Source organism: Microbacterium sp. NPDC064584 (assembly GCF_040687315.1).
Taxonomy (GTDB): Bacteria; Actinomycetota; Actinomycetes; order Actinomycetales; family Microbacteriaceae; genus Microbacterium; species Microbacterium lacus.
In genome coordinates this window covers 25,180-41,781 of sequence record NZ_JBFBMZ010000010.1, presented here as the reverse complement: position 1 = coordinate 41,781, position 16,602 = coordinate 25,180, and the positions used below count along the sequence as shown (strand labels likewise).

The window sequence follows — 16,602 nt, the reverse complement described above, 5'->3', positions numbered from 1 at the left end:
CAGATATGTCACCCTCGGACGGCGTGTCGCCCTACAGATCTGCCCTCTCGCGAGCGCATTTAGGCTGGAGCGATGACGATCCCCACGCTTCAGCTCAACGACGGCTACGACATCCCCCAGCTCGGCTACGGCGTCTTCAAGGTCCCGCCGGCAGACACCGAGCGCGCGGTCACCGAAGCGTTCGAGGTCGGCTACCGTCACATCGACACCGCCGCGATCTACGGCAATGAAGAGGGCGTCGGTGCTGCGATCGCCGCGAGCGGCATCCCGCGCAGCGAGCTGTTCATCACGACGAAGCTGTGGAACGACCGCCACGACGCTGAAGAGCCGCACGCCGCGATCCGCGAGAGCCTGGACAAGCTCGGCCTCGAGCGCGTCGACCTCTATCTCGTGCACTGGCCGACCCCGGCGAAGGACAACTATCTGCACGCGTGGCAGAAGCTCATCGAGATCCGAGATGCCGGGCTCACCCGCAGCATCGGCGTCTCCAACTTCCTCGTGCCCCACCTCGAGAAGATCGTCGCCCAGACGGGCGTGACACCCGCTGTCGACCAGATCGAGCTGCATCCCGCGCATCAACAGCGCGACATCACCGGATGGGCTGCCGATCACGGCGTCCGCATCGAGTCCTGGGGGCCGCTCGGTCAGGGCAAGTACGACCTGTTCGGGCTGCCCGAGGTGCGCAATGCCGCCTCCGCGCACGGGAAGAGCCCCGCGCAGGTCGTGCTTCGCTGGCACCTGCAGAAGGGCTTCATCGTCTTCCCGAAGTCGGTGCGTCGCGAGCGCCTGGAGGAGAACCTCGACGTGTTCGATTTCACGCTGTCGGATGCCGAGATGCAGGCGATCGACCAGGTCGAGCCCGGCGACGGCAGTGGTCGGGTCAGCGCGCACCCCGACGAGGTGAACTGAGCTCAGCTCGTGACGTCGCGACGCTGGCCTGCGGTCAGCGTCGCGGCGAGCTGCGTGAGGGCCGCCGCGAGCGCTTCGCGCTCGGCCGGCGACAGGGTCTCGACCATCGTCTCCCGGCGCCGCCGGCTGCCGTCGAGAGCGGCCCGTGCGGGCGAATCCGCCGACATCGTCGGCGTCAGCACCACGCTGCGCCGGTCGTTCGGGTTCGGTGAGCGGGCGAGGTGGCCCGCGCTCGCCAACCGGTCCACGATCGCCGTCGTCGCGGCGCTGGAGGTACCGAGGGTCCTGGCGATGTCGCTCGGAGTGAGCAGGTGGCCTTCCGCTTCGGCATCGGTCACGAGACGAAGGACGGCGATGTCGTTGCCCCCGAGTCCGAGCGATGCCCGCAGATCACGCTCTTCCTCGAGCAGGGCGTGCTCGAACAGCATGAGCGAGGCGAGAGCTCGCTGTTCCTGCGCGACGGTGTACACGGATGATCCCCTTCTGGAAAAGATCATACGCCGAGAAGATGTTGCATTTACCTAAAAGAACGAGATACTAGTTAGATCAGCTAACTAGGGAGGTTGGGAATGGGCACGCTCTTCTACGGAAACAGCGCCGGGATCCACGTGGATGACCGGACGCTGGAGCATCTGCGTCTGGCGATGGCCGTACGACTGCGTCGCGACGAGTCGTTCATGGTGAGCCTGCCGGTGGAGGAGCTCGGCTCGGGCAGTCGCCGCAACCTCTGGGTCTCCGCCGCGGTTCCGCTGCAGTTCGTCTCGAGCGGGAGCCGCGTTCCTTCGCTGAACCGCCTCTGGATCCAGGCCATGGGGGAGAGCGAGGACTCGACGGGAACGCTCACCGTGATGCCGGAGTCCGAAGCGGCCGCGTACCTCGAACGCAAGCACATGCGTGTCATGAACCAGTTCGGGGCGGAATCATCGCACAGTGAGGTCAGGGTCGCCAGCTGAGCCGACCCTGTGTCCCTCGGCTTTATCATCGACACCATGCCGGAGTATTCGACCGACAGCAGCGGTTACTGGTACGACCAGAGTGACGACGCGCGCAGGCGGCGCGCCATCGCCCTCCTGCAGTCCTTCCGCCTCTACCGGGCTGCGGAGGTCGCGATGCGCCGCCGCACGCGGGACTCGATGTCCATGGGCGAGAACGACCTGCTCGTCCTGCGCTACCTGCTCAAGGCGCATCAGCAGGGGCTCTCGGTGTCACCGGGCGAGATCGCCCGCTACCTGGGCGTCTCGACCGCCTCGACCACCGCGATCGTGGACCGTCTCGAGAAATCCGGGCACGTCCGCCGTGAGCGGCACGCCACCGATCGTCGGAGCATCTACGTCGTGCCCACCGCCGACAGCGACGAGGAAGTGCGGCGCACGCTGGGCGACATGCACGATCGCATGCTCGAGGCCGTGATCGACATGAGTCCGGAGGACATCACCGTCGTCATGGACACCCTCGCGCGCCTCCAGGCTGCCGTCGATAAGGTCGACGCCCACGAACCCGCGGTCCGCTCCGTGTGAACCGCCGATCGGTCTGAGCCGCCGATCGGATGCTGTCAGCCCTCCGCGTTCAGATGAGCGGTGCCAGCGCGCCCGCTGTGAGCGCGAGCGTCGCCGCGATCGCTCCCGCGCCCGTGGCGGCGGCGAACTGCAGTCGGCGCACTCGCGCGCGCTTCTTGATGAGCTGCGGACCGCTCGCGCTCGTCAGGGCGCGTCGCGCCGTCCTCTCGTCAGCGAACAGGCCGGTCGCTTCGCCGCGACGATCCACGGCGACGAACCCCGCGGTGGTGCGCTCGACCGTGCCGAAGAAATCACCGGCGGTGCTGGCGACGACGCTGCTCATGATGCCTCACTAGTTAGCTGAACGAGTTACTCACCTTTCTACCTAAATAAACGACATTCGTCTTCCGCCTTGACCTGTTGAGAGGATGGCGGAATGTACGAGACCGAGCCATCAGCGATCGTCGACGGCGCCGCTCTCACGATCGACGGCTGGCGGGTCGTGTCCTACGCCCAGGTGATCGCCCGTCTCGCCGATCGCTATCCGGAACGGCCGCTCCACGAGATCGAAGCGATCGTGGACCGTGAGGCCGACGCCTTCACCGGTGGTCGGGTTCTCGTGGTGCCGTTGGGTGTCGAGGAGGGCGCGGCCGAGATCCTCGGCCGATCCTGCAGCTAGACGGTCAGATCCAGCTCGGCATCCAGTTGTGCGCTCGCCAGAAGTCGTACGGCACCGGCGTCGCCGTGAGGATCGGATACCAGAACGCCGACAGGACGACCGCGAGCACCAGGAAGACGATCACGACCCGCTGACCGCTCGTGCGTCGTGACGCGTCCGCGTGGGACGCTCCCGCCACATCGCGCAGCGCGAACGTGAGGGCGAGCACGAGGAACGGCAGGATCGCGATCGTGTAGAACTGGAAGACCGTCCGCTCGGGATAGAGCAGCCACGGCACGTAGGTCGCGCCGACGGCGGTCAGGACGAGCGCGTAGCGCCAGTCCCGGGAGATCGCGAACCGGTAGATCAGATAGGCCGCCGCGGCCACACCCGCGTACCAGATCAGCGGATTCGGCATGCTGTAGATGTTCTCGACGCATCCGTTCGCCGCGCCGCAGCCCGCTTCGCCCTGGGGCGTGGACTGGTAGTACATCGACGTCGGTCGCAGGAGGAGCGGCCACTGCCACGCCGGACTCGCGTAGCCGTGCTCGGCGGTCAGCCCCACGTGGAAGTTGTAGATCGCCCGATGGTAGATCCACAGGCTCTGCAGCGCCGGGGGAACCCAGGACCAGAAACCGGTGGCGGGCTCCTCGAGCCCCTTCTGGCGGTCGTAGCCGCCGTCGGTGGTGAGCCACCCGAACCACGAGCCGAGGTACACCACGAGGGCGACGGGGATGAAGAGCACGAAGGTGATCGGTCCCTGGCGGAAGGCGGCATCCGCGGGCCAGATCCGGATCCCGGCGCGTCGACGGGCCAGGGCGTCCGTCACGACGAGGTAGATCCCGAACGCCGCGATCGCGTACAGACCCGACCACTTCACCGCGGACGCGGCGCCGAGGGCGGCGCCGGCGGCGATGAGCCACGGACGATTCCACATGACCGGTCCCCAGTCCGCCGGCCCACGGGCGGCGACGAGCGCTGCGAGTCGGGTGTCGTGGCGCCGGCGGTCGAGCAGGACGAACCAGAACCCGAGGAGGAGGAAGAACGTGAGGATGCCGTCCAGAAGCGCGACGCGACTCATCACGATCGCGAGTCCGTCGATCGCCAGGACTGACGCTGCGACCGCGGCGAACGGCACCGAATCGGTCATCGCCTTGGCGACCAGGTAGAGGATGAGCACCGTGGCCGTGCCGATCAGCGCCGTGGCGATGCGCCAGCCGAACGACGAGTCCGCGCCGAAGAGCGCCATTCCTGCACCGATCAGGAATTTGCCGAGCGGCGGGTGAACCACGAAGCTGCCGGTCGTCGAGAAGACATCGGTGTCGCCGGCGACGAAGCTCTCGTTCGCGCCGTCCGGCCATTCCGCGGCATAGCCGAGGACCCACTGGCTCCACGCGTCCTTGACGTAGTACGTCTCGTCGAAGACGAGGGCGTGCGGATGGCCGAGGTTCCAGATCCGGAGGACGCCCGCGAGCAGCGTCACCATCAGCGGCGCGAGCCACGACCAGCGACGTACGAGTCGCGGGTCCGCTGCGACCCGCGCCCGCCACCGGTCGTACATGGACGTGCGCACCGGGAGGAGCGGAGGCGCCGCGGGGCCGGTGGCCGCGACGGGCTCGGACTCGGGCGGGGTCACGAGCACCAGCCTAAGGTGGGACCGTGATCATCCTCGCCGCGACGCCGATCGGCAATCTCGGCGATGTCTCCCGGCGACTCGTCGAGGCGCTGGAATCGGCGCCGGTCATCGCCGCCGAGGACACCCGCACGACGCAGCGGCTGCTCGCAGCCCTCGAGATCGCGCACCGCCCCCGGCTGATCGCTCTGCACGATCACAACGAGAAGGAACGCGCCGGCGAGCTGGTTGAGATCGCGCGCGGCCAGGACGTCCTCGTCCTGAGCGATGCCGGGATGCCCACCGTGAGCGACCCGGGCTATTCGCTCGTCGTCGCGGCGGCAGCGGCAGGCGTGAGGGTCACCGCGATCCCGGGACCGAGCGCCGTCCTCACCGCCCTCGCCGTCTCCGGCCTGCCGACCGACCGTTTCACGTTCGAAGGATTCCTGCCGCGAAAGGCCGGCGACCGGCTGCGGACGCTGCGGAGCCTCGCCGTCGAGCGCCGCACGATGGTGTTCTTCGAGTCGCCCTCCCGCATCGCGGCGTCGCTGGCGGACATGGCGACCGCCTTCGGCGCCGATCGTCGAGTCGTCGTCGCCCGGGAACTCACCAAGAAGTTCGAGGAGATCGTCCGCGGCACGGCTGCCGAGCTCGCGGACTGGGCCGAGGCGGGCGTACGCGGGGAGGTCGTCGTGGTCGTGGAGGGTGCGGCTGCCGCGCAGGTCACATTCCCGGATGCCGTGACGCAGGTCCTCGAACTGGTTCGGGGCGGAACGCGACTCAAAGACGCCGCGGGTGAAGTGTCGACGAACACCGGGCACTCGTCCCGCGAGCTGTACCAGGCGGCGCTCGCCGTCAAGGGCTGAGCAGCCGTCACACGCGAGGGTGCGGCATCCGCCCCCGTCTAGAATCCTCTGGTGAGCACCGGCGAATCCTTCTACATCACCACGCCGATCTACTACCCGAGCGACGTGCCCCACATCGGACACGGCTACACGACGGTGGCGGTCGACGCCCTCGCGCGTTGGCACCGCCAGGCGGGCGATGACACCTGGATGCTGACCGGCACGGACGAGCACGGTCAGAAGATGCTGCGCGCCGCCGCGGCGAACGGTGCGACGCCGCAGGAATGGGTCGACCGGCTCGTGAGCGAGGCGTGGTTCCCGCTCCTGAAGACCCTCGACGTCGCGAACGACGACTTCATCCGGACGACGCAGGAGCGCCACGAGGAGCGCGTGAAGAAGTTCGTCCAGGCGATCTACGACCGCGGCTACATCTACGCCGGCGAGTTCGAGGCGCTGTACTGCGTGGGCTGCGAGGAGTTCAAGACCGAGTCCGAGATCGTCGACGGCACCGGACCGTTCGAGGGCCTCAAGGTCTGCGCGATCCACTCCAAGCCCCTCGAACTGCTGCAGGAGAAGAACTACTTCTTCAAGCTGTCCGAGTTCCAGGACCGGCTGCTCGAGCTCTACAAGACGGATTTCGTGCGCCCCGAGTCGGCGCGCAACGAGGTCGTGTCGTTCGTGAAGCAGGGTCTGAAGGACCTCTCCATCTCCCGCTCGACGTTCGATTGGGGCATCGAGGTGCCGTGGGATCCGTCCCACGTGATCTACGTGTGGGTCGACGCCCTGCTGAACTACGCGACCGCGGTCGGCTATGGCAGCGACCCCGAGCAGTTCGACCGGCGCTGGCCGGCGTATCACGTCGTCGGCAAGGACATCCTGCGCTTCCACGCGGTGATCTGGCCGGCGATGCTCATGGCCGCCGGCGTCGACGTCCCGAGGGGCGTCTATGCGCACGGCTGGCTGCTCGTGGGCGGCGAGAAGATGAGCAAGTCGAAGCTCACCGGCATCGCCCCCACCGAGATCACCGACGTCTTCGGCTCGGACGCCTACCGGTTCTACTTCCTGTCCGCGATCGCGTTCGGCCAGGACGGGTCGTTCTCGTGGGAGGACCTGTCGGCCCGCTACCAGGCCGAGCTCGCGAACGGCTTCGGCAACCTCGCTTCGCGCACGGTCGCCATGATCGAGAAGTACTACGAGGGCATCGTCCCGCCCGCCGCGGCATACACCGACGCTGATCTGGGCATCCAGAAGATCGTGGCGGATGCCGTCACCTCGGCGGATGCGGCGATCGAGCGCTTCCGGCCGGACGAGGCGATCTCCTCCATCTGGACGATCGTCGAGGCTCTCAACGGCTACATCACGGACAACGAGCCGTGGGCGCTCGCGAAGGACGATGCGCAGCGCGGCCGGCTCGGCACGGTGCTGTACACCGCGGCCGAGGGTCTCCGGGCGCTCGCGGTCCTGCTCTCGCCGTTCACCCCGATCGCGACGCACAAGCTGTGGGTGGCCCTCGGCGCCGCCGACACGCTCGGAGCCCTGGACGCGCAGCCGATCCGCGGGGCCGGCCGGTGGGGCATCCTCCCCGCCGGCGCCGCGGTCAGCGGACTCGCGCCCCTGTTCCCGCGCGTCGAGCAGTCTGCATGAGCGATCCGAGCCAGTACGTCCGCGAGCGCCATAACGACGGCACGCGGGACGTCCGCTGGCCGGCGGCTCCGGAGCCGCTCGCGGTGCCGGTGTACGACAACCACGCCCACCTCGAGATCGCCGACGGCGATGAGCCGCTGACCCTCGAGGACCAGCTCGAACGCGCGGCGGCGGTCGGCGTGATCGGCGTCGTGCAGGCCGGGGGCGACGTCGACTCGAGCCGGTGGTCGGCGTGGGCTGCGGCATCCCACACGCGCGTCCTCGCGGCCGTGGCGATCCACCCGAACGAGGCCCCCGCGTACGAAGAGGCGGGGGAACTGGATGCCGCGCTCGCGGTGATCGACGAGCTCGCCGCCGAGCCCCGCGTACGCGCGATCGGCGAGACCGGACTGGACTTCTTCCGCACGCAGGACGCGGGGCTGCCCGCACAGCATCGCTCGTTCGAGGCGCACATCTCCCTCGCGAAGAAGCACGGCATCGCGATGCAGATCCACGACCGCGACGCGCACGACGCCGTACTGGAGACCCTCGAGCGTGTCGGGGCTCCCGAGCGCACCGTGTTCCACTGCTTCTCCGGCGACGAGGCGATGGCCCGCGTCGCCGCCGATCGCGGGTACTACCTGTCTTTCGCCGGCAACGTGACCTTCAAGAACGCGCAGAACCTCCGCGACGCGCTCGCCGTCACGCCGCGCGAGCGCATCCTCGTCGAGACCGACGCGCCCTTCCTCACCCCGACCCCGCATCGCGGCCGCCCGAACGCCCCGTACCTGATCCCGGTCACGCTCCGCTTCATGGCTGCCGAGCTCGGTGTCGAGCTCGATGAGCTGTGCGCGCAGCTGGCCGCGAACACACGCGAGGTCTACGGCTCCTTCGAGGACTGAGTCACCCGATCAGGGGCTCGCCGCCCGCGCCCGGCTCGGGCTGCGCGTCGGTCTGTGCCACCGGTTTCGCGGCGGCGATGTGCGAGATCGGTCGCCACACCAGGGCGAGAGTGACCGCCGCTCCGCCGAACGCGAACCACCACGGTGCCGTCAGCCCGAAGAACTGGGCGAGGATGCCGCCGATGAACTGTCCGATGACGAGGCCGCCGAAAACGCCCACCATGTTCACCGACGCGATCCGGCCCTGCAGTTCGCGGGGGACGAGGCGCTGCCGGACGGTCGTGGAGATCGTCGCCCAGACGAACGCGTACAGGCCGAAGACGAACATGATCATGAAGGCGACCGCGGGCAGCGTCGTCAGGGCGAAAGCCAGGTGCATGAGCACCTCGAGGGCGAGGCACACGCGCATGAGCGTGGCGAAGGACACGTGCTTCTCGAGCCAGCCGAACAGGAAGATCGCGACCATGCCGCCGAGCGCCGACGCGGTCATGAGCGCGCCGTAGCCGACCGGACCCATGCCGAGGTGTTCGGTCGCGTAGAGCACGAGGATGCCCCAGGGGGCGGCCCAGGTGACGTTGAAGACCAGGATGATGATCACGAGCGTCCGCACGGGTGCGTTGTGCCGCAACCAGCGCAGACCCTCGCCGATCGCCTTCAGCGGGGCTCGCGACGACTCCGCAGGGTGCTCGGGCACCGGCGTGCGCGCGATGCGGGAGATGAGGACCACGGCGAGCGAGACGCACAGCACTTGCGCGGCGAACGGCCAGAACGACCCGATCGCGAACAGGAACGCGCCCAGCGGCGGGCCGGCGAGCTGATTCGCGACGAGGAACCCGGCCTGCATGCGGGAATTGCCGATGCCGAGGTCGTCGGGTCGCACGATCATCGGCAGGAGCGTCGAGCCGGCGGAGTCCGCGAAGACCTCAGCGGTGCCGTAGAGGAACGCGACGGCGAGCACCATCCACACCGTCACGGTGCCGGTGACGAGGAACGCGACCAGGGCGAGCACGATCACCGCGCGAACCCCGTTGGCTACCATCACGAGGCGACGTCGGTCGTGGTGGTCCGCGATCGCGCCGGCGAGCAGTCCGAAGAGCAGCCACGGCAGGTACTGCAGCATGGCGCCCGCGGCCACGACGAGCGGCGACGAGGTCAGGGAGGCCAGGAGGAGGGGAGCCGCCGCCAGGGCGATGCCGTCACCGAGGTTGCTCGTCCACGACGAGCTGAGCAGCCACGGGAAGTCGCGTCCGAGCCGACGGGGCGCGATGATCTCGCCGGGGGATCGCATCCCTCGATCCTAGATCGCCCCTCCGACGGCCGCCCGGCGGGTCAGCGCTTCGGGGCGACCGGCGCGGGCGCGTCCTCGCTCATCGACTCGAGCGTGCGCCCCTTGGTCTCCTTCACGTACTTGATCACGAAGAAGATCGCCACGAACGCGAAGAACGTGTAGACCCCGTAAGCGAGTCCGAGTCCGACCGATGCCAGCGCCGGGAACGTCGTGGAGATCACGAAGTTCGCGGCCCACTGCGCTGCTGCCGCGACCGAGAGGGCGACGGCGCGGATCTTGTTGCTGAACATCTCGCCCAGCAGCACCCACACCACCGGTCCCCACGTGGCGCCGAAGAACACGACGTACAGGTTCGCGGCGATGAGCGCGATCGTGCCCGACGAGCCCTCCAGGACCGGCTGCCCGTCCACGACCGTGGCCGTGGCGAACATGAGCGTCAGCACCCCGAGGCAGACGAACTGGCCGATCGCGCCGACGAGCAGCAGGGGCTTTCGACCCACCTTGTCGATCAGGAGGATCGCGACGATCGTCGTGACGATGTTCGTCACCGAGGTGATCACGGTGATCGTGAGGGAATCCTGCTCGGTGAAGCCCACCGCCTGCCAGAGCGTCGTGGAGTAGTAGAAGATCACGTTGATGCCGGTGAACTGCTGGAGCACCGACAGTCCGATGCCGATCCAGACGATCGGCAACAGGCCGAACTTGCCGCGCCGGAGGATCGAGAAGCGCGCGCGCTCCGACTTGCCCTCGACGGTCTTGAGGATGTCGGTGGACACCTTCTCGACGTCGCCGCCGACGTAGCGGGTGAGGACTTCCTTCGCCTTCGTCATCTCGCCGCGCGCGATCAGGTAGCGCGGGGACTCGGGGATCGTCAGCGCGAGGACGCCGTAGATGACCGCGGGGATCACTTCGACCAGGAACATCCATCGCCACGCTTCGAGGCCGAACAGCCACGGCGCGGACGCCGTGCCGGCGGCCGCGACGATCGCCGCGTCGCTGAGGAGGGCGACGAAGATGCCCGAGACGATCGCGAGCTGCTGCAGCGAGCCGAGCCGGCCGCGGTACTCGGGCGGAGAGACCTCGGCGATGTACGCCGGGGCGATGACGGATGCCGCTCCCACGCCGAGCCCGCCGACGATGCGCCAGAACGAGAAGTCCCACACGCCGATCGCGAGCGCGCAGCCGACGGCGCTGGCGACGAACATGACCGCGGCGATCAGCATCACCCGGATGCGGCCGTATCGGTCGGCGATGCGCCCGGCATACCAGGCGCCGATCGCACAGCCGATCAGGGCGGAGGCGACCGCGAAGCCGAGGAGGAGATCGCCGGTCTGGAACTGCTCGCCGATCGCGTTCACCGCACCGTTGATGACGGCGGTGTCGAAGCCGAACAGGAAGCCGCCGAGCGCCGCCGTGGCTGCCACGAGGACGACGCGTGTCAGCGGCACGGAGACGTGCGATCCGGATGTCGGAGCCGAACTCATGGGGGGCCTCCTCGTTCGCGAAGACGGACGGCAGTGCCCGCCTGGCCTTACCCTGGCCGCCGCGCGCAGGACTGTCAACCCGACGTGCCGCGGGGCGGCGAGCCCGTCCGCACTACAGTGTTCTCATGCCCGTGACCCTCCTCGGCGCGTCCGAGATCCGCTCGCTGGCCGCAGGACTCGACGTGACTCCGACCAAGAAGCTCGGTCAGAACTTCGTCGTCGACGCGAACACGGTGCGCCGGATCGTTCAGGTCGCCCGGGTCTCCGCGGGGGAGCGCGTCGTCGAAGTCGGACCGGGTCTCGGGTCTCTCACGCTCGCGATCCTCGAGACCGGGGCGAGCGTCACGGCCGTCGAGATCGATCACCGCCTGGCTTCGCGGCTCCCCGCGACGGCCGCCGCCCACGGTGTGCCGGCCGATCGGCTCGAGGTCGTGGATGCCGACGCCCTCCGGGTCACCGAGCTCCCGGGCGAGCCGACCGTCCTGGTCGCGAACCTCCCCTACAACGTCTCCGTCCCGGTGCTGCTGCACTTCCTCGAGCATTTCCCCGCGCTCCAGCGCGGCGTGGTGATGGTCCAGGCGGAGGTCGGCGAGCGACTCGCGGCGGCGCCGGGGTCCAAGACGTACGGGGCGCCGAGCGTGAAAGCCGCGTGGTACGGTCCGTGGCGGCTGTCCGGCATGGTCTCGCGGCAGGTGTTCTGGCCGGTCCCCAACGTCGACAGCGTGCTCGTCTCCTTCGCCCGCGATCCCGAGCCGCGCGGCACCGAGGCGGAGCGGCTTCGCACGTTCCAGATCGTCGACGCCGCGTTCCAGCAGCGGCGGAAGATGCTCCGGCAGGCGGTCTCGGGGGTGCTCGGCGGCTCTGCGGCAGCGGCCTCCGAGATCCTCGAACGTGCGGGGGTCGCGCCCACGGCGCGCGGCGAGGAGCTCGGCGTCGAGGACTTCCTGCGGATCGCGCGGGTCGCCTGATTCTCGACGTTCGCGCGTCGGACCCACCCCGTTCACGAAACATGCCGGTAACATTCAGGGCATTCCGTCACCGTGGCGGGTGGCGCATCCAGCGCCGAGGGGGAGGGTGCGATGCGCACCGCGGAGTATCCGGCGCCCGAGCGCGTCCTGCTGCACCTGAGTGACACGCACCTTCGTGCGGCCGGATCGCGGCTGTTCGACCTCGTGGACGCGCGTGAGCATCTCGCCAGGGCCCTCGCGACGATCGAGGCGTCCGGGATCGCCCCGGACGGCATCGTCTTCACGGGTGACCTCGTCGACCTCGGTGAAGGTGACGCATACGCGCAGCTGCGGGATCTCGTCGAGCCGTTCGCCGCACGACTGCACACGCGCGTGTTCTGGGTGATGGGCAATCACGACGACCGCGCGGGGCTTCGGACGCACCTGCTCGGGTCCGGCGGCGACGCACCTGTGGACCGCGTCGACGAGCTCGACGGACTGCGCCTGATCACCCTCGACACCTCGGTCCCCGGCGCCCACCACGGCGAACTGCGCGACGAGCAGCTCGCGTGGCTCGCCCGGGTCCTCGCGACACCGGCGCCGCTCGGCACGATCATCGCGATGCACCATCCCCCGGTGCCGAGCGTCCTGCCGCTTGCTGCGACGGTCGAGCTGCGCGACCAGCAACGGCTCGCCCCCGTGCTGCGCGGCACCGATGTGCGCGCGATCATCGCCGGACACCTGCACTACTCCACGTTCGCGACGTTCGCCGGGATCCCCGTGTCGGTGGCCTCGTCCACCTGCTACGCGCAGGACCTCACGGTTCCGGTCGGCGGGACGCGACCGCAGGACGGCGCGCAGGCGTACAACATGATCCACGTCTACGACGACACCGTCGTGCACTCGGTCGTCCCCGTCGATGCGCCGCGCACCCTGGAGTACGTCGACGCGGCAGAAGCGCGTCGACGCCTCGCGGATGCCGGAATCCGCCAGCCCGGGGCGCCGGAGCGGATCAGCCCGCGGACAGCCCCGCCGACGGAACCGATCGCGATCCCGCACTGAGGTCCGCGCGCTCCCACGGTGCGCGCACCGGGAACATCCGCTCCAGGATGTCGGTCACCGTCCGAACCCGCAGCTCTTCCGGCATCTCACCCGCGCCGCCGTCGTTCAGGCAGAACATGTCCACGTCGCGACGGCGGGCGAGGCGCTCCATGCCCGCGAGCGAGGCCGCGAGCGTCGTCTGCACGTAGCGCACCCGCGGCTTCGTGCTGGCAATCGCCCGCCCCGTGAACTGCGCGTAGTAGTGGTACAGGCTGTTCGTGACGGAGATGTCGGTCGCGGACCGGAAGCGGGAGGCGGCGGTCCGGGCGAAGTCCTCGGGGAACGCCTGCTCGAGCTCCGCCATGACGCTGCGACGCAGCGGGGTCGCGCAGTGCTCGAGATCGCGGGTGATCGTGCGGCCGAAACGCTCCTGCAGCAGCGCCCGGTTCACGCGCAGCGCGTTGTCGTGGCCGCTGCGGTGCGTCTGCGGTCCGCCGGCGCCGATCCGGATCCCGCACTCCACGAACCGGGTGATGCCGGCGGGGGAGAAGAAGAGTTCGGGCTGCACGGGCCGGCCGAAGAACATGTCGTCGTTCGAGTAGAGGAAATGCTCGGCGAGCCCGTCGATGCGGTGCAGCTGCGACTCGACGGCATGCGAGTTGTGGATCGGCAGGACGGACGTGTCGCCGAAGAACTCCTCGCTGCGCACGATCGTGACCTTCGGGTGATCCAGGAGCCATGCCGGTGCGGGGGAGTCGGTCGCGATGAAGATGCGACGCACCCACGGGGCATACATGTGGACGCTGCGCAGGGCGTACCGCAGCTCGTCCACGTGGCGGTAGCGGGCCGGCCCGTCGTCGCCCTCGCCGACGACGTACTCGGCCATCTGCGCGGCGCGCTGCCGCTGGAAGTCGGTGGACGAGCCGTCGACCCACGAGAACACCATGTCCACGTCGTGTGTGAACTCGCCCGGGTGCACGTCGAACATCCCGGCGATCGTGCGGAAGGACCGGCCGTGCCGCACGACGTCCACGAAGGAGAGATCGGAGGCGGCCGTGATCCGCCGCGTGACCGCGTTGTCGTGCGGGGCCTCGATGACGTCATCCCCGAATCGCCAGAACTCGAGCCGGATGCCGACCTCGTGGTCGTAGCGAAGATCGCCCTGCGCGCTCATCCGCGGGCGATAGACACGCAGCGCCGCGGGAGCATCCGACGGATCCTCGAGGTCGGCGGCGAGCACCGCCCCGAGGGCTTTGCGCTTCACGTACACCGGTTCGGGCAGCCCGCGCAGGGCCTGCACCGAGGCTGCGGCATCCGTCACGTCGACCGCGAGTCCGACGGTGTGCACGTCGTGGCGGATCAGCAGGATGCCGACGCCCGCGTGTTCGAGCGCGCCGGCGATCAGCAGGAGGTCCTCTTCGCGCGCCTGCGCCGGAGTGGTCTGCTCGTGCAGCAGTCGAAGGACGCCGCGGTCCAGAACGATGTCATCGCGCTCGAGCAGCGCGGCCCAGCTGCGGGGCTGGACGGGGAGTGCGGACAGCATCGCCATGATTCCTCCTTCGACAGGGGGACAGACTAAGCGGCCATCGTTTCGGTGACGTTTCGCGGCCGTCCCCTTGACCACGAGGTCGCGACGTGCTGTGGGTCCGCACCCTCTCGCGCTCGCACGGCCGAGGATAGGCTCGGTGCGTGACCGACTCCCCGCGCTTCCGCCCCGACGTCCGAGAACTGCACCGGCCCTATGCGGCCGCCGCCGACCGCTACTCCGCGACCGAGTACCGCCAGGTCGGATCGTCCGGGCTGTTCCTTCCGCCCATCTCGCTGGGCCTGTGGTGGAACTTCGGCGACAACATCCCGTTCGACAACCAGCGTGCGGTGCTGCGCCATGCTTTCGACATCGGCATCACGCACTTCGACCTCGCGAACAACTACGGTCCGCCGTACGGCACGGCCGAGACGAACTTCGGCCGCATGATGCGCGAGGATTTCGCGCCCTACCGCGACGAGCTCATCCTCTCCTCGAAGGCCGGCTACGACATGTGGCCGGGGCCGTACGGAGATCACGGCTCGCGCAAGTACCTGCTCGCCAGCGCCGAGCAGTCGCTGCGCCGCATGAGCGTGGACTACGTCGACATCTTCTACTCCCACCGCGTGGATCCGGTGACGCCGATCGAGGAGACGATCGGCGCGCTGGACACGCTCGTCCGCCAGGGCAAGGCGCTGTACGTCGGGATCTCCTCCTACAGCGCCGAGCGCACCGCGACCGCGGCCGCCGTCGCGCGGAGCCTCGGCACCCCGCTGATCATCCACCAGCCGTCCTACTCGATCCTCAACCGCTGGGTCGAGGACGGGCTGACCGGCGTGCTGGCGCAGGAGGGGATGGGGGCGATCGCCTTCACTCCGCTCGCCCAAGGGCTGCTCACCGACAAGTACCTCGGCGACGGCACCGCGCAGCGCGCGCAGAGTCGATCCTCGCTGCCCGATCGCAAGCTCTCGGAGAGCGCGCTCGAGGCGCTGCGCAGCCTGGATGTGATCGCGAAGAAGCGCGGGCAGTCGCTCGCGCAGATGGCGATCCAGTGGGTGCTGCGCGATGCGGTCGTCGCGTCCGCGCTGATCGGCGCGTCGCGTCCGGAGCAGCTCGACGAGAACGTCGCCGCTCTCTCCGGTCCGGCATTCGACACGGCCGAACTCGAGCAGATCGACGCGCTGTCCGGACGGCTCGACGTCGATCTGTGGGCGGAGTCGGCGCAGCTGTGACGCACGCGTTCGTGGCCGACCGCGTCCACGTCCGGGCGCCGGGGAAGCTCAACCTGTTCTTCGAGGTCGGCGACGTCCAGGACGACGGCTATCACGATGTCGCGTCCGCCTACCAGGCGGTCTCTCTGTTCGAGGACGTCTGGGCCGAACCGGCGGATGACTTCACGATCGCGATCTCGGGCACGGTCGATGTGAGCGGTGTGCCCGCCGACGACCGCAACCTGGCGCTGCGCGCCGCGCGCCTGGTCGCGCAGAAGGCGGGATATGCCGGCGGCGTGCACCTGGACGTCGTCAAGCACGTGCCGGTGGCCGGCGGCATGGGCGGGGGGTCCGCGGATGCCGCGGCCGCACTCGTCGCGTGCGACGCGCTCTGGGGCACGGACCTGGGAGCCGCGACGTTGCACCAGCTCGCCGCCCGACTCGGTGCGGACGTGCCGTTCGCCCTCATGGGCGGCACCGCGGTCGGCACCGGTCGCGGCGACGAACTGAGTGCGGCGCTGGTGCGGGGACGCTTCGACTGGGTCGTGGTGCCGGCCGAGGGGGGACTGTCCACACCGGAGGTCTACGCGCACCTGGACGTGCTGCGAGCAGAGCACGGGGCGCTCTCGCGCGTGCGGACGCCGGCTGTCGACCCCGGCGTCCTGAAGGCGCTGCGCGCCGGAGACCCGGTGGCCCTCGCCGAACACGCCCGCAACGACCTCCAGGCCGCCGCGCTGTCGCTGCGCCCCGATCTGCGGGCGACCCTCGAACTCGGCGATCAGGCCGGGGCGCTGGCCGGAATGGTGTCCGGCTCGGGTCCGACGCTGGCCTTCCTGGCGGCGGACGCGGAAGCGGCGCTCGAGCTGCAGGTGGTGCTGTCCGCGGCGGGTCTCCGGGCGCTGCACGTGCACGGGCCGGTGCCGGGCGCCCGGATGATGTGAACGCGGCAACGTAGCGTTCATTTCGGTTCATTGCAAGGATTCCGTCGGACGGATCCCGTGTCGACGGGGTTCGCTACGCTCGGAAAGCGGCTTCGTGCTGCGCACTGATCCAGGCGCCGT

At 69.2% G+C, this 16,602-nt stretch carries 17 protein-coding genes; 11 read left to right on the top strand and 6 right to left on the bottom strand.

Annotated features, from left to right (window positions below):
* Positions 1–72: 72 nt before the first annotated feature.
* Positions 73–909: an aldo/keto reductase gene (locus AB0P18_RS13890; RefSeq protein ID WP_363360520.1), complete on the top strand. Its 837-nt coding sequence runs from the start codon at positions 73–75 to the stop codon at positions 907–909.
* Positions 910–911: 2 nt separating this feature from the next.
* On the opposite strand, the gene AB0P18_RS13885 is transcribed toward AB0P18_RS13890, so the two are convergent.
* Positions 912–1,379 (bottom strand): MarR family transcriptional regulator, encoded by a 468-nt coding sequence (locus AB0P18_RS13885; protein WP_363360519.1) that lies wholly within the window; start codon positions 1,377–1,379, stop codon positions 912–914.
* Between the two features lie 99 nt (positions 1,380–1,478).
* On the opposite strand from AB0P18_RS13885, the gene AB0P18_RS13880 reads away from it, so the two are divergent.
* Both AB0P18_RS13880 and AB0P18_RS13875 read left to right on the top strand, forming a co-directional pair.
* Positions 1,479–1,862, top strand: coding sequence for a hypothetical protein (locus AB0P18_RS13880; RefSeq protein WP_344054638.1), 384 nt, complete (start codon positions 1,479–1,481; stop codon positions 1,860–1,862).
* 36 nt (positions 1,863–1,898) lie between these two features.
* Entirely contained in the window at positions 1,899–2,426 is a 528-nt protein-coding gene (locus AB0P18_RS13875) for a MarR family transcriptional regulator (RefSeq protein ID WP_363360518.1), read from the top strand.
* Between the two features lie 49 nt (positions 2,427–2,475).
* Here the strand turns inward: AB0P18_RS13875 and AB0P18_RS13870 are convergent, their stop codons facing one another.
* Positions 2,476–2,748, bottom strand: coding sequence for a hypothetical protein (locus tag AB0P18_RS13870; RefSeq protein WP_344054635.1), 273 nt, complete (start codon positions 2,746–2,748; stop codon positions 2,476–2,478).
* Positions 2,749–2,841: 93 nt separating this feature from the next.
* Between AB0P18_RS13870 and AB0P18_RS13865 the strand changes: the two genes are divergently transcribed.
* Positions 2,842–3,084 (top strand): three-helix bundle dimerization domain-containing protein, encoded by a 243-nt coding sequence (locus AB0P18_RS13865; RefSeq protein ID WP_344054633.1) that lies wholly within the window; start codon positions 2,842–2,844, stop codon positions 3,082–3,084.
* Positions 3,085–3,088: 4 nt separating this feature from the next.
* Here the strand turns inward: AB0P18_RS13865 and AB0P18_RS13860 are convergent, their stop codons facing one another.
* Positions 3,089–4,624, bottom strand: coding sequence for a phospholipid carrier-dependent glycosyltransferase (locus AB0P18_RS13860; RefSeq protein WP_363360637.1), 1,536 nt, complete (start codon positions 4,622–4,624; stop codon positions 3,089–3,091).
* 98 nt (positions 4,625–4,722) lie between these two features.
* Here AB0P18_RS13860 and rsmI point away from each other — a divergent pair, with 98 nt between their 5' ends.
* Genes rsmI through AB0P18_RS13845 form a run of 3 tightly spaced genes read left to right on the top strand, consistent with a single transcriptional unit; the run spans position 4,723 to position 8,045 of the window.
* A complete protein-coding gene (gene rsmI / locus AB0P18_RS13855) occupies positions 4,723–5,541 on the top strand; it encodes a 16S rRNA (cytidine(1402)-2'-O)-methyltransferase (RefSeq protein WP_363360517.1) in 819 nt (272 codons plus the stop codon).
* A 51-nt stretch (positions 5,542–5,592) separates the two neighbouring features.
* Positions 5,593–7,164 (top strand): methionine--tRNA ligase, encoded by a 1,572-nt coding sequence (gene metG / locus AB0P18_RS13850; protein WP_363360516.1) that lies wholly within the window; start codon positions 5,593–5,595, stop codon positions 7,162–7,164.
* On the top strand, positions 7,161–8,045 hold the full coding sequence (locus tag AB0P18_RS13845) for a TatD family hydrolase (RefSeq protein WP_363360515.1): 885 nt from the start codon (positions 7,161–7,163) through the stop codon (positions 8,043–8,045). The genes metG and AB0P18_RS13845 overlap by 4 nt, the downstream gene beginning before the upstream one ends.
* A gap of 1 nt (position 8,046) precedes the next feature.
* On the opposite strand, the gene AB0P18_RS13840 is transcribed toward AB0P18_RS13845, so the two are convergent.
* Together AB0P18_RS13840 and AB0P18_RS13835 are read right to left on the bottom strand one after the other, a co-directional pair.
* On the bottom strand, positions 8,047–9,333 hold the full coding sequence (locus AB0P18_RS13840; protein ID WP_363360514.1) for an MFS transporter: 1,287 nt from the start codon (positions 9,331–9,333) through the stop codon (positions 8,047–8,049).
* A gap of 41 nt (positions 9,334–9,374) precedes the next feature.
* Complete coding sequence (locus tag AB0P18_RS13835) at positions 9,375–10,817, bottom strand: sugar porter family MFS transporter (RefSeq protein ID WP_363360513.1); 1,443 nt, start codon at positions 10,815–10,817, stop codon at positions 9,375–9,377.
* Positions 10,818–10,942: 125 nt separating this feature from the next.
* Here AB0P18_RS13835 and rsmA point away from each other — a divergent pair, with 125 nt between their 5' ends.
* Both rsmA and AB0P18_RS13825 read left to right on the top strand, forming a co-directional pair.
* Complete coding sequence (rsmA, locus tag AB0P18_RS13830; RefSeq protein WP_363360512.1) at positions 10,943–11,785, top strand: 16S rRNA (adenine(1518)-N(6)/adenine(1519)-N(6))-dimethyltransferase RsmA; 843 nt, start codon at positions 10,943–10,945, stop codon at positions 11,783–11,785.
* Positions 11,786–11,896: 111 nt separating this feature from the next.
* On the top strand, positions 11,897–12,826 hold the full coding sequence (locus tag AB0P18_RS13825) for a phosphodiesterase (RefSeq protein ID WP_363360511.1): 930 nt from the start codon (positions 11,897–11,899) through the stop codon (positions 12,824–12,826).
* Here AB0P18_RS13825 and AB0P18_RS13820 read toward each other — a convergent pair.
* Positions 12,777–14,354: a stealth conserved region 3 domain-containing protein gene (locus AB0P18_RS13820; RefSeq protein WP_363360510.1), complete on the bottom strand. Its 1,578-nt coding sequence runs from the start codon at positions 14,352–14,354 to the stop codon at positions 12,777–12,779. The two genes, AB0P18_RS13825 and AB0P18_RS13820, sit on opposite strands and share 50 nt — an antisense overlap.
* 140 nt (positions 14,355–14,494) lie before the next feature.
* Between AB0P18_RS13820 and mgrA the strand changes: the two genes are divergently transcribed.
* Positions 14,495–15,562, top strand: coding sequence for an L-glyceraldehyde 3-phosphate reductase (gene mgrA / locus AB0P18_RS13815; RefSeq protein WP_363360509.1), 1,068 nt, complete (start codon positions 14,495–14,497; stop codon positions 15,560–15,562).
* Positions 15,559–16,482 (top strand): 4-(cytidine 5'-diphospho)-2-C-methyl-D-erythritol kinase, encoded by a 924-nt coding sequence (locus AB0P18_RS13810; RefSeq protein ID WP_363360508.1) that lies wholly within the window; start codon positions 15,559–15,561, stop codon positions 16,480–16,482. Before mgrA ends, AB0P18_RS13810 begins: the two co-directional genes overlap by 4 nt.
* Positions 16,483–16,602 lie beyond the last annotated feature (120 nt).

What these genes read in the sequence shown, in the direction of transcription:
- AB0P18_RS13845 (WP_363360515.1), top strand. Translation starts at nt 7,161, where the DNA reads ATGAGCGATCCGAGCCAGTACGTCCGCGAGCGCCATAACGACGGCACG.
- rsmA (WP_363360512.1), top strand. Translation starts at nt 10,943, where the DNA reads ATGCCCGTGACCCTCCTCGGCGCGTCCGAGATCCGCTCGCTGGCCGCA.
- AB0P18_RS13870 (WP_344054635.1), bottom strand. Translation starts at nt 2,748, where the DNA reads ATGAGCAGCGTCGTCGCCAGCACCGCCGGTGATTTCTTCGGCACGGTC.
- AB0P18_RS13825 (WP_363360511.1), top strand. Translation starts at nt 11,897, where the DNA reads ATGCGCACCGCGGAGTATCCGGCGCCCGAGCGCGTCCTGCTGCACCTG.
- AB0P18_RS13835 (WP_363360513.1), bottom strand. Translation starts at nt 10,817, where the DNA reads ATGAGTTCGGCTCCGACATCCGGATCGCACGTCTCCGTGCCGCTGACA.
- AB0P18_RS13840 (WP_363360514.1), bottom strand. Translation starts at nt 9,333, where the DNA reads ATGCGATCCCCCGGCGAGATCATCGCGCCCCGTCGGCTCGGACGCGAC.
- AB0P18_RS13890 (WP_363360520.1), top strand. Translation starts at nt 73, where the DNA reads ATGACGATCCCCACGCTTCAGCTCAACGACGGCTACGACATCCCCCAG.
- AB0P18_RS13875 (WP_363360518.1), top strand. Translation starts at nt 1,899, where the DNA reads ATGCCGGAGTATTCGACCGACAGCAGCGGTTACTGGTACGACCAGAGT.
- AB0P18_RS13880 (WP_344054638.1), top strand. Translation starts at nt 1,479, where the DNA reads ATGGGCACGCTCTTCTACGGAAACAGCGCCGGGATCCACGTGGATGAC.
- AB0P18_RS13820 (WP_363360510.1), bottom strand. Translation starts at nt 14,354, where the DNA reads ATGGCGATGCTGTCCGCACTCCCCGTCCAGCCCCGCAGCTGGGCCGCG.
- AB0P18_RS13865 (WP_344054633.1), top strand. Translation starts at nt 2,842, where the DNA reads ATGTACGAGACCGAGCCATCAGCGATCGTCGACGGCGCCGCTCTCACG.
- AB0P18_RS13860 (WP_363360637.1), bottom strand. Translation starts at nt 4,624, where the DNA reads ATGTACGACCGGTGGCGGGCGCGGGTCGCAGCGGACCCGCGACTCGTA.